This window comes from Candidatus Defluviibacterium haderslevense, assembly GCA_016712225.1.
In the GTDB taxonomy this organism is placed as follows: Bacteria; Bacteroidota; Bacteroidia; order Chitinophagales; family Saprospiraceae; genus Vicinibacter; species Vicinibacter haderslevensis.
The window spans coordinates 4464799-4479932 of the sequence record JADJRL010000003.1 but is presented as its reverse complement, the minus strand read 5'-3'; the positions used below and the strand labels follow the sequence as shown (position 1 = coordinate 4479932).

The 15134-nt window shown below is 31.9% G+C and carries 10 protein-coding genes; 2 read left to right on the top strand and 8 right to left on the bottom strand.

Annotation, left to right across the window (positions count from 1 at the left end):
• Positions 1-2: 2 nt before the first annotated feature.
• The 8 genes from IPK88_17450 to IPK88_17415 form a co-directional block, all read right to left on the bottom strand.
• The gene (locus tag IPK88_17450; GenBank protein ID MBK8245216.1) at positions 3-830 is read right to left on the bottom strand and encodes an MOSC domain-containing protein; all 828 of its coding nucleotides are present in this window, start codon (positions 828-830) and stop codon (positions 3-5) included.
• Positions 831-1637, bottom strand: coding sequence for a class I SAM-dependent methyltransferase (locus tag IPK88_17445; GenBank protein ID MBK8245215.1), 807 nt, complete (start codon positions 1635-1637; stop codon positions 831-833).
• A 12-nt stretch (positions 1638-1649) separates the two neighbouring features.
• Positions 1650-2927 carry a DUF2130 domain-containing protein gene (locus IPK88_17440; GenBank protein ID MBK8245214.1) on the bottom strand — a complete coding sequence of 426 codons (1278 nt, stop codon included), beginning with the start codon at positions 2925-2927 and terminating at the stop codon, positions 1650-1652.
• Between the two features lie 184 nt (positions 2928-3111).
• A complete protein-coding gene (locus IPK88_17435) occupies positions 3112-5556 on the bottom strand; it encodes a ribonucleoside-diphosphate reductase subunit alpha (GenBank protein ID MBK8245213.1) in 2445 nt (814 codons plus the stop codon).
• Positions 5557-5612: 56 nt separating this feature from the next.
• Positions 5613-6590, bottom strand: coding sequence for a ribonucleotide-diphosphate reductase subunit beta (locus IPK88_17430; protein ID MBK8245212.1), 978 nt, complete (start codon positions 6588-6590; stop codon positions 5613-5615).
• A 412-nt stretch (positions 6591-7002) separates the two neighbouring features.
• Entirely contained in the window at positions 7003-7956 is a 954-nt protein-coding gene (locus IPK88_17425) for a magnesium transporter CorA family protein (protein MBK8245211.1), read from the bottom strand.
• A 235-nt stretch (positions 7957-8191) separates the two neighbouring features.
• Positions 8192-9748, bottom strand: coding sequence for a hypothetical protein (locus tag IPK88_17420; protein MBK8245210.1), 1557 nt, complete (start codon positions 9746-9748; stop codon positions 8192-8194).
• 10 nt (positions 9749-9758) lie between these two features.
• The gene (locus IPK88_17415) at positions 9759-11777 is read right to left on the bottom strand and encodes a caspase family protein (protein ID MBK8245209.1); all 2019 of its coding nucleotides are present in this window, start codon (positions 11775-11777) and stop codon (positions 9759-9761) included.
• Between the two features lie 861 nt (positions 11778-12638).
• Here IPK88_17415 and IPK88_17410 point away from each other — a divergent pair.
• Together IPK88_17410 and IPK88_17405 are read left to right on the top strand one after the other, a co-directional pair.
• Entirely contained in the window at positions 12639-13145 is a 507-nt protein-coding gene (locus IPK88_17410; protein ID MBK8245208.1) for a hypothetical protein, read from the top strand.
• A gap of 1153 nt (positions 13146-14298) precedes the next feature.
• A complete protein-coding gene (locus IPK88_17405; protein ID MBK8245207.1) occupies positions 14299-14871 on the top strand; it encodes an OmpA family protein in 573 nt (190 codons plus the stop codon).
• Positions 14872-15134: the final 263 nt, after the last annotated feature.

The window sequence follows — 15134 nt, the reverse complement described above, 5'->3', positions numbered from 1 at the left end:
TATTAACACGACATTTCAGAAATAGTTAATTCTATTCGATCATTTGTGGATATATGTTGCGATTCAGGATTCAGATCATCATTAGCTATGGCATATATACCAAAATGTATTGCGTTTCCTGATTTACGATATTCTGATAGCGTTTTTAATGGTTCTTTGCCAAATTGTATATTGTTTTTAAACAAAGTTGTGATGATACATCTTTCACAGCGTTTAATGATATCAAAGTGGACATTTCCGATTTGGATTCGATTTATGTTATCTTCAGTATATGCTTTTAAATTGGTCAAAATAACATTGGGGCGGAATTGTAAAGGTTCAATTTGATAACCCACTCTATTTGACAAATCATCAACTGATGCTTGATTGATAATATGAATTGGATAGCCATCAGAAAAATTAATTGAAAATGGTTTTGGATAAAAATTTGTGTGTTTTATTCTCCGATTCTTATCCATTTTAACCAAATGGACTTTTTGTTTTAAATAGTCTGTTAACCATTCAGAACCAATTGGATTAGAGACAGAAGTTAAAAATTCACTTGACCATATTGTCACATTCATTTTTTGTTTTAACAATTCATCATGTTCTAGAATAAATCCATTCTTGGGTTGGTCATTTAGATAAATGTAAAAACCGTTGTCAATTAATTTTATCTGAATCAAATTTAATATGGGTGCTTCACGTTGTGTGATGCATTGACCTAATTCATCTACAATCATCCACAATCGATCATATTGAAATCCTTCTTCAAAAATTTGAGTTTCAGTTAATTTTATTGATCCTAAAGATTTAACGGGATAGATATATAATGCACCGAGAGTTGTCATTTATATTATTTTTTTTATACAAGATAAACTAAAAACTAAAGGCCATTTAACTGTTGTGTTTTTAAATTGGAATTCTTTTGGTGCCACTTCTACTAAGTTATGAAAACAATTATATGGTGAAAAATCATATTCTTTAAAATCTTCAATGGTCAAATCATTTTTAATTAATGCTGTTAATATCTCACTTATACTGTGATTCCATGTTATGGTTTCATGGTGTATTGGGGCTGTTCGGTCTGCATAGGTTCCATGTTCTAGTTCAACAATGGGTTTGATATTAAAATAATCATATTTTATTTCCGTGAACTCTTCATTAAACATGTGTATTAAAGGATGAAATTCTACAAAAATAAAACGACCTTTTGGTTTTAAATATTTCGAAATTATTTCTCCCCAGCGAATCAGGTCAGGCAACCAAACAATAGTACCATAACTAGTATAAATGATATCAAATGTATCATCTAAATAGTCTGATAGATCATAAATATTACAAGCAATAAATCGAATTTCTATTTTTAAATCATCCGCTAATTTTTTTGCTTCATTGATGGCAATGTTTGAAAAATCAACAGCAGTCACCTTAGCACCCAATGTAGCAAGTGAAATGCTGTCTTGACCAAAATGACACTGGAGATGCAATATTTTTTTATTTTGAATGTCACCTAACAAACCTAATTCTATATTAGTTAATGATGCAGGGTTTAGTTTGAAATGATTTTGATCGTAAAATTCCGAATCGATGTGATACGGAGTTCTTTTATTCCAAGATTCTTTGTTTTTTTCGATAAAATCAAAAGGAATATTCATGTTTTGAGTTATTTAATCATCAAATTCATTACCCTCATCCAGTTCATCCGTGTGACCTAATTCGAGTGCTTTAATGGATTGTATGGCATTTCCTGCGATGCCTTTAATTGAATTATACATAAAGTTGGTATTGAGCAGAACTTTTTGAATTTGCTTTTCCCTACGTTTCCAATGTCCTTGCATTGAGCGCTTTTCTGTGTTTAAATCGTTATGCATTTGAGTAAAACCATCAACTATAGATTCGATCTGCAATTTGAATTCATTACTGGTTAAATAGCTGTAGAGCATGTTCATTTTTTCACCCTTATTTTCCTGGGATGAAATAGCTAAATCTACATGAAGAATGGATTCTCGTAAAACAAAACAAAGTCCTTTGAATTCTTGATAGGTACATATCCAAATCCCATCTCTGAGGCCCATGCGTTCCATATCTTTAGGTAAGACGTCGGTGACCAGAACACCAATATTTGCATTTTGGTCACGCATATCATTTCTAAATTTTTCTATCCATGAATTTTGAAAATCCTTAGTTCGTTTACTTTCATAATATATGGTTCCGCAATTTTGTTTCGATCTTGTGTGTATGATTTGTATACAATCTGCTCCTCGAGCTCCTTTTTTTATTTCTGAAATGGTGTCGAGGGTAAAATTATTTTTTAACCATTCTTCAATGGCTAATTCCTGAACCTCGCCTTGGAGTTGCATAGATCCTTGATCTTGCTTCCTTTTCATTTCTTCAGTGAGATATTTTTGCGCTTCAAGTTGTTTTTGTAATTCTCTTACTACGAGTTCGTTTTTTTCAAATTCAAGTTTGCTAATACGTTCACGTTCTACGACTAACAACTCGTTTAATTTTTTTTGTGCTTCCGCCTGAGCTATTTCCTGAAGTTCATTTTTCTCACGCTTGAGCGTTTCGATTTCTGCTTTTGTTTTGTTAAGTTCTTTGATTTGTTCGGATTTTGCATTTAATTCTTGTTGAATTGCTTGATATTGATCAGCATTCTCCAATTCCAGGCTTTTTCGAATTTGCAAGGTTAATTGATCTCTTTCTTCACGTAATTTGACACGTACTCGTTCTTGAAAAAGGTCGTTTTCATTTTGTTTTTTTAGTTCAAAAGATTCTTTTTCTTTCTTAAGTAGAGCAGCTTTTTGTTCCAGTTCTAAATTAGCTTCTTGCCATTTAGAATTATATTGTTTTTTTAAATCTTCATCTAGCCGATGAAAGATGACATCATTGACGTCAATTTCAAATTCACAATTTGGGCAAATAATTTTAGTAGAAGAATCCATGAATAAAATAAATCAATTTATTATTTATAGAAACGTATTCATTGATTTGTGAATCGAAGCGTACTATACTATTTCAAAATACCTTAAAATAAATATTGGACCAAACGAATTAACTTACATATAAGAATATCGTACTAATATAAATTACAATGTTAAAGTCAAGTTTAAATCAATAATTCAAAGATTAACTTCCACACATTAAACAACCATCTTCCATGGAACAAGTTAGGCCTTCCTGATTTTCAATGGGTGAAGTGGATTGAATTAATGAATTTATTTCTTCTTGTTGATATTGGTGAGAAACGGTTGTAGAAATATCATCTGTTTGTGGTAAGTCAATAATATTTACATATTTACGTTGATGTTTTTCACTAAGTGTAAATTTTATTGGGTCTACTGCAGCTTTGGTTCGCAGATAATACATACCTGTTTTTAAGCCTTTTTGCCAAGAATGAAAATGCATTGAAGAAAGTTTTCCAAAAGTTACATTTTCCATAAAAAGATTTAAGCTTTGGCTTTGACATATGTATGCACCCCGATCTGCACTCATGTCAATGATAGCTCGTTGACTTATTTCATATGCTGTTTTATATAAATCTTTCAATTCCTGTGGTATTGATGGAATGTTCTGGATAGATCCATTTTGAACCATTAAGGTTTCTTTCATTTCAGAATTCCAAAGACCGAGTTTAATTAAATCTTCGAGTAAATGTTTATTGACAACCATATATTCCCCTGAAAGGGTGCGCCGAGTATAAAAATTGGAAGTATATGGTTCAAAGCATTCATTATTTCCGAGAATTTGAGAAGTTGAAGCCGTTGGCATAGGAGCTAATAATAAGCTATTTCTTACCCCATGTTTAATAACTTCTTGTTTGAGTGCATTCCAATCATATCTATTTTCTGTGGGATTAACGTTCCACATATCGAATTGGAAAATACCCTGACTCATTGGGCTGCCCTGGAAAGTTTGATATGGTCCATCTATTTTAGCCATAGCGCATGATTCACTTACTGCTGCATAATAAATGGTTTCAAAAATTTGTTTGTTTAAAGTTGCAGCAGCTTCAGAATCAAAAGCCATACGCATTAAAATAAAGGCATCTGCTAATCCTTGAACGCCTATACCAATAGGTCGATGTCTAAAGTTTGAATTTTTGGCTTCCGGAATTGGGTAATAGTTAATATCTATAATGCGGTTTAGATTTCTAGTTATGACTCTGGTAACCGACTCTAATTTTTTAAAATCAAATGCCCGATCATTAACAAATTTAGATAATGATATAGAAGCTAAATTGCAAACGGCCACTTCATCTGGTGCTGTATACTCAATAATTTCAGTACACAAATTGGATGATCTGATGGTTCCAAGATTTTTTTGATTTGATTTTTTATTAGCAGCATCCTTAAATAGAATATAAGGAGTACCTGTTTCAATTTGACTTTCTAAAATTGTAAACCATAATTCTTGTGCACGAATTACTTTTCTTGCTTTACCTTCTTTTTCGTATTTATGGTACAAGGCTTCGAATTCACTTCCATAAGTATCACAAAGTCCTGGTGCTTCGTTTGGACAGAATAATGACCATTCTTGATCATCTTTAACCCGTTGCATAAATAGATCCGGGATCCACATAGCATAGAATAAATCACGGGCCCGGGCTTCTTCTTTTCCATGGTTTTTCTTTAATTCAAGAAATTCATGAATATCGGCATGCCATGGTTCAAGATATACAGCAAATGCGCCTTTTCGTTTTCCACCACCTTGATCTACATAACGAGCCGTATCGTTGAATACTTTTAGCATCGGGATTATACCATTGGAGGTTCCACCGGTACCTTTGATGTAACTGCCTTTGGCTCTAACATTATGAATGCTTACGCCGATTCCGCCAGCTGATTGTGAAATTTTGGCACATCTACTTAAGGTCTCAAAGATTCCTGTTATGGAATCATCAGTCATACTTAATAAAAAGCAAGATGATAATTGAGGTTTTGGTGTACCTGCATTAAACAGGGTAGGGGTGGCATGAATAAACCATTTTTCTGACATGAGATTGTAGGTCTCAATGGCGGCATCAATGTTGCTACCATGGATACCTACAGAAGCTCTCATCAGAAGATGCTGCGGACGCTCTACGACTTTTTTATTCATGCGAAGCAAGTAAGACCTTTCAAGTGTTTTAAACCCAAAATAGTCAAAACTATAATCGCGATCGTAGATGATTGCAGAATCCAATCGATCGGCATTTTGGCGAATGACCTCAATGGTCTCATCACTTATGAGACCTGCCTTTTGGTTAGTAATTGGATCTATATACTGATATAATCCTTCCATGGTTTCAGAGAAGGATTTATTGGTATTTTTATGTAAATTCGAAACAGCAATCCGAGCTGCCAAAATAGCGTTATCCGGATGTACTGCGGCCAATGACGCTGCTGTTTCTGCTGCTAGATTATCCAATTCGGATGTAGTAACCCCATTGTATAAACCTAGTATTACTCGTTTAGATATTTCAATTGAATCGACAAATTTCGAATCAAGGCCATAACATAGCTTTTTTACACGAGCCGTAATTTTATCAAAACTTACGTCTTCACGTTTTCCGTTGCGTTTTAATACTTCCATGATATGAATACAAATTAAAGGGTTAAAAAATGGTTGAACTTAAAAACTGTTGAGTTTTAAAAATCCTCGTCTATAGTGAACACCTTGACCTCATGACCTCCAGTCACTCCGGCTTTTTGGTAATCACCTACCCTTTTTTCAAAAAAATTGGTTTTTCCTTGTAAAGAAATGAGATCCATCCAAGGAAATGGGTTCTCTGAATGATAAACTTTATTATTTCCCAAAGAAATTAAAAGGCGATCAGCAACAAACTCAATGTATTGACACATGAGATCTGCATTCATTCCAATTAACGCCACCGGGATAGAATCAGTAACAAATTGCTTCTCTATTTGTACTGCTTCAGTTATAATGGTCTTAATGGTTTCAGTTGGTAATTTATTGACTATATGTTTATTATATAGCAGGCAGGCAAAATCACAATGCATGCCTTCATCTCTAGAAATCAATTCATTGGAAAAACTAAGTCCAGGCATCAAACCACGTTTTTTTAACCAAAAAATGGAACAAAATGAACCACTGAAAAAGATACCTTCCACCGCGGCAAATGCTATTAATTGTTCCGTAAATGTGCCTTTACTTATCCAGCGAAGTGCCCAATCTGCTTTCAATTTTACGCAATCTAAATTATCAATTGCATTAAACAGATAGTTTTTTTCTTGAGGGTCTTTAATGTAAGTATCAATAAGTAAAGAATAGGTTTCTGAATGGATATTTTCCATCATGATCTGGAAGCCATAGAAAAATTTTGCTTCAGTGTATTGAACCGCACGAACCATGTTTTCAGCAAGATTTTCGTTTACAATTCCATCACTCGCCGCAAAAAAAGCTAAAACGTGCTTTATAAAATGTTTTTCGTCAGGTGTTAATTTTTCCTCCCAATCAACAAGATCAGCTTGAAGATCTATCTCTTCGGCAGTCCAAATGCAAGCCTCAGCATTTTTATAGAACTTCCATATATCATCGTGTTGAATTGGAAATAAGACAAATCTTTGCGGATTTTCGATAAGAATGGGTTCAATATTTTGGTTCATGTGGCTCTTTATTGATTTGTTCTTTGGCTAGTCTTGATACGAAGCTCAAAAGTAATAATTATACATTGAATATATAACAATAAAATATATATATTTTTTTATTGTGTTTGTTTTATTTTGATATTCAGTTAACTACGTCAAAAAAAAATTATGATTTCTTAAAATTATCATATTATAGAATAATTAAATATCTGACGCAAACTTATGGTGAAATGCCCAAAAAAGGCTTAATTTTTATCCACATATTGTGGATAACTTTAATAAGTAAATGAAGATTAAGGAATTATAAAAGAGATTGCAATCCCATTAAATGCAGCTTTAAAGTATTTTTGATTGTAATATTTAATTTACCCAAAAATAAGACCTTATATATTAGATAGACTTGATATGTGTAAATGATAAGTCAGAAATTTCAGAAAAGATCTTTTCGCTTAAAAAACCAAGCCAGGCCCACACTAAAAAGTATTGAAAAGAGCATGATCAAGAAAAAGGTCCAATTTGATTGGCCAAAATGTACTGGTAAGGGGACATTCATACCAAAAAAACTTGCAATCAGTGTTGGTACCATGAGTATGACCGTGACAACTGTGAGTCTATTAATAAATTTATTTAAATTGTTTGATATAATAGAGGCATAAGCTTCCATTGTTCCACTTAGGATGTTGGTATAAAGTTGTGCTACTTCCCGGGCTTGATTATTGTCAACAATAATATCCTCGTAAAGCTCAGAATAGTCTGTGTTGTCTTTAATTCCTAAGAAATCCGTTCTGCGCATTTTTATTTTTAATAATTCATTGGCATTTAAGGAATTAACAAAATAAACTAAGCTTTTTTCAATTCGCAATAAGCTTTTAAGTTCTTCACTTCGGCTTGAATTATAGAGTTCTTGTTCTATTAAGCTACGTCTTAAATTCAATTTTTTAAGAAAATCAAGAAAAGAAAGTACCGTTTGTTCAAATATTTGGAGAATAAAGAGTTTTTCATTAGCTATGTCAAATCCTTTGATTTTATTATCGGAGAATTTTTCAAGGACTAAATTTTCAACAGCGCAAACTGTAATTATTTTGTGTTGACACAGAATGATACCTACTGGAACTGTAATGAAAATAGGATCATTTTCCTTCTCAGATTCATTAATTACTGGTGTATGGAATATGATACTTCTTGCCTCATCGTATTTCTCATAACGAGCTCGTTCCTCAATATCTAATGGATCTGATAGAAAATCAGGAGCAATACCAAGACTTGCGGCAAAGTGTTCTAACTCTCCATTATCAAATGGAGGTGAAACATTTATCCAGGAAGCTGATTCCAAATTCGTCACCTCCTGGAAAGAATCTTTTGTTTTTCCAAAGTAACGGATCATCTTTTTTATTTTCTGGTAATGCGATAGTCATTTGATTTATCTATTTCATATAGATCACCTATAAGTCATAAAGGTACAAATATTGGGCCAATTGATGAATACCAATGTGTGACAAACAAGATTTTTTTTGTTGTTCGAAATTAGCCTAACATCCTATCTTGGTATCAGACCTATTTGCGAATAGTTAGATATATTGAGTTCTTAAGTTTTATAACAAGTGTATTCTGAGTAATAACTAAAGGGCAGATAGATTATAGGTTAAACCAATAAAATACCCGAAACTATACTTCTTTGTTGTTGGAATATCGCCTTGACCAAGATTGATCTCATCTCCCACCACAAATCCATTTGCCAAGGTTTTTACTTTAGAAAACATGGTTCCACCAGAAATCATGAAAGATTGTTTCTTGCCAATATAAAAACCGGGACCAGCAAACACTGCAAAATTTTCTACACTTTCATTCTTTGAAAACGGAATACCTAAGCCCAGTGATAATGTCGGAGTTATCAATGTTCTCATGTCGTAACTTAGACTAAATAATGAAGTGATCATAGGAACATAAGGATCAGAATCAGTCGCATAAATTTTTTGTAAGTTATCTATATTTCTAACAAAGTAATTTTGAGGTACATGGATGAATTTTGAACCAGTCAAACCAACACTCATTCCGAAGGAAGCACCTCCATATGATTTGACTTTTACTTCGATATGTTTTACCAATTCTGATTTAATATCACCATTTTCCAAGCTATCATTTTTAAAGAGGTCAAGGTCGTAGATTAAATATTTTTGTTCAACTCCAGAATGATGGGAATATGAAAAATGATTTTCATTAATTTCATGGTATTTTAAATAATATTGTTGAATTTTTGAAGTGTAATCAAGGCTTACGAGTTGCGAATCTATGGCACATTGATTGTCTAGTTTTGTGGCAATGTCCAACACTGAATTTGAAATTTGAGATTCTGACAATTCAAGTTTTTTCATAAGTGGATATAAAGCATCTATTCCATGATCCGTGGCCTCTAATTTTATTCTTTGTTTTTTTAATATTTTGAGATTTTGATCGTATGTGGATATTTTACCTTTGAGTTGTTTTTCAAGGATTGGAATTTCAATTAATTTTGAATTTAAGTTGGACACATCATCTAAGATAATAGGTTCCTTAGGTGCTTTAAGAAATACTTCTGAACAATGATCCAAAAGAATTTCTTTAATTAACAAGGGTGATATACTTGGATTTTTAATTAAAGAATTGGTGAATTCTAAACTATTATTTAATGATACTAATGATTTTTTTCGGATGTTGATTTCAGTAGATAAGGTGTTGATTTCTGCTTGAGTCACTTCCAGTTCTTTTAATTTTGTTTCGAACTCCATTAAATCATCATGATCACCTCTACTTGCATTTGCATCCCCGCCTTCGGGCATAGCCCCTAATATATTACCAAAAAGCGGCGAATTAAGTAAAGGCAATCCAACACCTGGTAAAAAACCACTGACCAATCCAGATAATAATCCTTTTACCACACTGTTTGTTGGGGCATTAGCTCCCAATGGTGCTGTGCTATGTGTAGCTTTTATTTCGGCTCTGTATATATAATTATTGAAATCTACCAAGTGAAAATACACCTGTTTACCTTTTATAACGATGGGCTCCTCAATGGGCTTGTTGTTTTTCATAAACCACATACTATCCTTATATACATTATAGTAAATATTAAGGTCATGATTCTGACTGTATAAGCAATCAACAGTCAGAATAAACATAATTAAGAGAAGGTTTTTCATGTTTAAAATATTAATTAGCTATTATAAATGATTCAGTAAATGTATTGATTTCCATGTTGCCTAGTGAAACTGGTTTGCCACCTCTGGTATTATAAAACTCGGGTTTTTCTGTTTCTGAAAATAATTTTTCAAATGGATTTTCATTTTTGTTTCCTCTCGTGCCATAAGCGGACTTGAGATCTAAGGGTTTACTAGATGCAACCAACTTGAATACTTCATTACCCCTAGGAGGCCAAACTTTATAGATACTTGGCATTAATTTTTTTTGTCCTGGTAGAATTCGTAATTCTTCTGCGGTTTGATTTTCGAAAGGAAGTAAAAAATTAAAAATATTATCTGGTTGAATATCTATTAAATTAAAGTAAGCTGGTTTGATTCCTTCATTATATATCAATATTTGAAATTGATCTCCAACCTTGATTTTTTTTGTGCCTGTTGCATCTGCTTGTAAAGGGATTAATGTTGTTGAATCAGAAGTATTTTGTCTATTAACAACAGGTATAATTTCAAATCTTAGTTTTAGGTCCTCGCTTTCTAATTCAAGTTTTCTTAAAAACTGACCCTGGACATATTTTGTAATTAATTTTGATAATTTGTTAAGGGTTCCTACAGTCATTGATTCAATTAAAAAACTATCCAGTATATAATTGTCTAATGTAGTTAAGTATAAATATTGTTGACCAGATGCAATGGTGTTTTCAGTAATAAATAGTTTTGCATTTTTTTGATCTTCAATAATAAAAGGATATGAAAATAATTTAGTTTTGATTTTTTGAGCCATGGCTGTATCGGACAATTTAATTTGAAGTGCAACCTGTATGGATCCCATTGATTTTTCTGTAATGTATACCCAAGATGAGGTAAGGGTATTGTGGTCTACCGTTGAATCAAGTTCTACAACAGATGATGCTGCCAGACTTTTAGAAATTTTACCAGTGACTATAGGTCTATTGTTTTCAATATCTCTAGTATCACTGGGGTAGAATCCCACCACTGAACCTTCATTTACACTCTGTAAAAACCCAGCATTAATAATGATTTGATCATCAGTAGATTTTGAAATGACCTTGTAATAATTTGCAGAACTAAGCGCTTTTCCATTCAAAATTTCTGTGTCTAGGTCGCCTTCTGCCTGAGGTTGTTGTAAAGGGGCAATAGAACTCATTTCGATTTTTATCTTATCAAAAAGGCCCCTATAGGATTCTTCTTTTTTGGATAAGACTAGGTTTTTTGAAATGGCATAACTTAATGAACCATATGGTATACCTTGATCATTGGTCATTTCATAATTTACTTGATTTTGGGCTGATCCAAAAAAAGCAATCATCGAAGCTAATCCATTATTTGCAATACCTGTTTTTTCATTTATTTTGTTGTCTTCTTTTTGAAGCTTGTGTTGAACATTTTTTTGAACATAATCCGGACTGGCCATAGGTTCTGAACTGCCTCTTGCTGTGCCACCACCTCTTGTTCCCGTTCCAGAATGGCAAGCATCAAGAGCAACAATTAATTGTCCGGAACTGGTTAATTGTTTACGAACTCCTACAAAAAGTTCATTGAGCTCATCATCCAATATTAAGTTTTGACCTTCGTAAACACCTGGATTGAATTTTTTTGGAGAATCATAAGGTACAATGCATTCGTCATAGCCATCAATTTCATCACCATCCAAATCTTGTTTTTGTTGTCCGTGTCCTGAAAAATGAAAATATACAATATCTCCTTTTTTAGTTTCATTAATTAATTTAGTCTTGATGGTAGCAATAATATTTTGTCTAGTGCCCTTTTCATCCTCAATAATGCAAATGTTTTCATTTAAAAAACCTTGGCTTAATAAGGCATCTTTAATTATAGTAAGGTCATTTTTTGAATTCAAAGTAGCCCATCCTCCTGCCACCGGGTAGGCCCCAACACCAATTAAGAGCGCTTTTTTATTAGATTTAGTCTGTCCTGATAGATCGCTTCCAATTCCAATAATTAGAATAAAGCTTAGCCAAAGGATTGATTTTAATGAAAAATTATAAGCCATGATGCTTTTAATATTTTAAAAATGTTATACACTTATATATTAATATGGATTGATTTGTTATCATCTATTTTCTATATTATGACCAAATTAAATGATAATTGTACCAAAAACAATAATTTAGCCCGTCAAACAAAGATAAGTTTTTTAATAAAAGCAAGGGTTAATATTGTGAAAGCGCTGTAAATTGTTGTAAATTTAGATAAAACCAATCATCTGAACATCAATTGCCTTACCTATGGATTAAGTATTAGGGATGAATAAAATTAAGCTGATTGGTTTTTATGGTTAATCATGAAATTTATATTAAATTCTGAATTGGGACTATTTTATTATGTATTTCATTAAATATATTTTATTTATAATATGTAATTTATTGTATTATAGTTATATGTATTTATATTTTTAAAAAATTCTTAATCCATGACGGTTGTGCTGCCTTAAAAAGAAACATATTTTGTATTCAAAGAAACAATGAATTTAGAATTTTTGACAAAAGGTTTTAAAAATTATTATATTTTACATCGTTTTTTATAGAAAAAGCCAATTTTAGTTTATTTATTATTTCTTTAAATTCATAAATCTTTTTTTATTTTTTGGTTTTAGCTACTTGTTTCGGCAAAAAAATAATCCAAAATTTTATTTATTGCTTGTAAGTGATTTAAAATCAATTAGTTAAAAAATAAATTTAATTTATTTTAAAAACTACTGATAACGAATAAACCAATTGGAGATCTAATTATGTTTTTAGGGAAAGAGTAAAAAGTATGAAGATTGATTCTAATAGTTGACAGACCTAGTAAATTTCAATCCTAATACATCAAATTGTAAAAACTTTTTAAATCACAAATAAAATTTATTAAAATGAAAAATGGTATTTTGCTTTTATCTGCATTTGTATTAATGCTTTCTACAATTACAGCACAAGTTGGCGGAGCTGCCGGCGGAGGAGCTACTCCTACAACTCAAGGTGGTACGCCTTCTCAAAAGCCAGCTACAGGATCTGATTCAAAAACTACAGACAAGAAAATGGTTGGCGGAAGTGGACCTTCAACAGACAAAAAAGCTATTGGTACTGGTCCTAAATGTTGCGGAAGATTATTGGTTAACAGACCAGGTACAACAGCAGCAAGTCAGGCTACGGTATTAGCTGAATCTTTATTAGCTGGAAAAAATGCTGAAGGGGTAGATCTTACTTTTGATATGTTAGATCCTAATAACAAGCCTGTTGATAAAAAATTATGGAAAGTAGCTGAAAATACTGCCGGTGAATTGGTATTAGATGCTAGTAAAGCGCCAGTTTTGGCTAAAGGCAAGTTTTACATGTTACGTGTTAAATACGGAGCTAAATACATGGATTACAAATTGTAGTAGTAATTTGATTTTTTAAATCTTGCACTTAATTTTTATTTCAAGATTTAAAAATGAAATGGAGACAAATTCGATTTTGTCTCCATTTTTTTTTGTTTTAGAATTTAGGAATTCCTATTTGGAATGGATTACATAAACCTGTTGAAGATACTGTAATAGCTTAATGATTTAGACGGATTGATAAAGTTATTAACTCAAATTAAATGATTATTTTTTTATCAGCATCATTTATTAAAGGCATTCGATTTGAGTTCAAAAAGACAATTTTTAATAATTCATTAATACCAATCAAATGAAAGAATGGATTTTCGAAAATTAGGATTAGCTATAAGATTTAATTATTTAATGGATAATTAATACGACTATTAGAGATCTATTTGTAGGTGCTGTATAGCTATTGAGTATGAATATATTGTTGACTTTTAAAGATGAGCATTAAAAGAGTGCTTCCAAATCTGGATTCGATCGGCATTAATTTTGTGTGTTTATCGTCGAATTAACAGATTTATATTTTATTTTTAATGTTTTTTTGTTTGAATTTCCAAATTTTATTATTTTTACTCTGTATTATCCATTTAAACCACATTTAAATCTAAGTAAATTGCATATGAAATATTTTATTTTAATCATTGGTATATGGGTCATTAATGCGACCTTGAGTAATGCTCAAAATGGGTACCCTTCCAATCCAAAACCTGGTATGTGTTATATTCGGTGTGCACCGGAAAAAAAGGTAAAAAAGAGTACCATTCAGGTTACCAAAGTTCCGGGCTATAAGAAATACGAAATCATTCCTGCAAAATTTGATACCATTATAACACAAGAATTAGTCAGGGCTGAATCTAAAAGATATGAATATATTCCTGCAGTTTATAGAAAAGTTTCGGATACAATAATCGTTGAAGAAGGTTATAATAAAATCAGTTTAAGTCCAGTAAAATTAACAAATGCAATTGAAACTGTTGTTTTGCAACCGGCTTATTCTGATTTTGAATATAGATCTGCCGTAGGAGCGTGCAAATCTAAAAATCCAAAAGATTGCGAAGTTCTTTGTTATGTTCAATTTCCAGAACAACTCACCCACATTCCAATACAGAAGAAGGAAGTAGAGGCTACTTATACCAAGCAGTTAACCAAACCTAAGACTAAAGTAATGGTCAGGGAGGTAGTGATTACTCCTGCACAAGTTAAGGAAATTGTCATTCCGGCAGTTTATAAACCTGTAAAAAAATTAGTTCTTGCCACTGATGAAGTTGCAAAGGAAATTGTGGTTGAACCTCAATTTGTAAATGAGGAAATCAATGTATTTGAAGAACAAAACGCAAACAGATCTGAAGGAGTTTGGGAAGAAGTAGAATGTTCCTTATTGGATTACAATGTGCTTCCAATTTATTATAATTTAAACAGTGCTTTATTAACAGGTGCGGCCAAACAAATAATAAATGACAAACTTTATAAATTATTGGTTGAAAAGCCTGGGTTACGTATTGAAATTAGCTCTCATACAGATTCACGTGATTCTGATAAATACAATATGGCGCTTTCGCAACGCAGAGCTCAATCTGTTGTAGATTATTTAGCTTCAAAAGGGATCAATAAAAAAAGAATGAGTGCTATCGGTTATGGTGAAACCAGGTTGAAAGAACCTTGCCCAAATGGGTCCAATTGCCTAGAAGCTCAACACGCAAAAAATCGTCGAACAGAATTCAGGATTCTTGGAAATTAACTTAAGTATATAAAGACATATTTTAATTAGAATTATGATTGACTTTGTGTGCAATTGTATAGATTATAATTTGTATTTGAAATAGGAATTCAAATATCATTTGAATCCAATTCATCAGATGAAATGCTTTGTATATTGTATGGTTTTAGGTCTTGATTGTATTGATATAATATTAGGAATTATTGAAGTTATGGGCATAAATTAGATGATCTATGGTTAATTTCCTAATGGTGCAAAAGACTAAAGTGAGTAATTATATACTA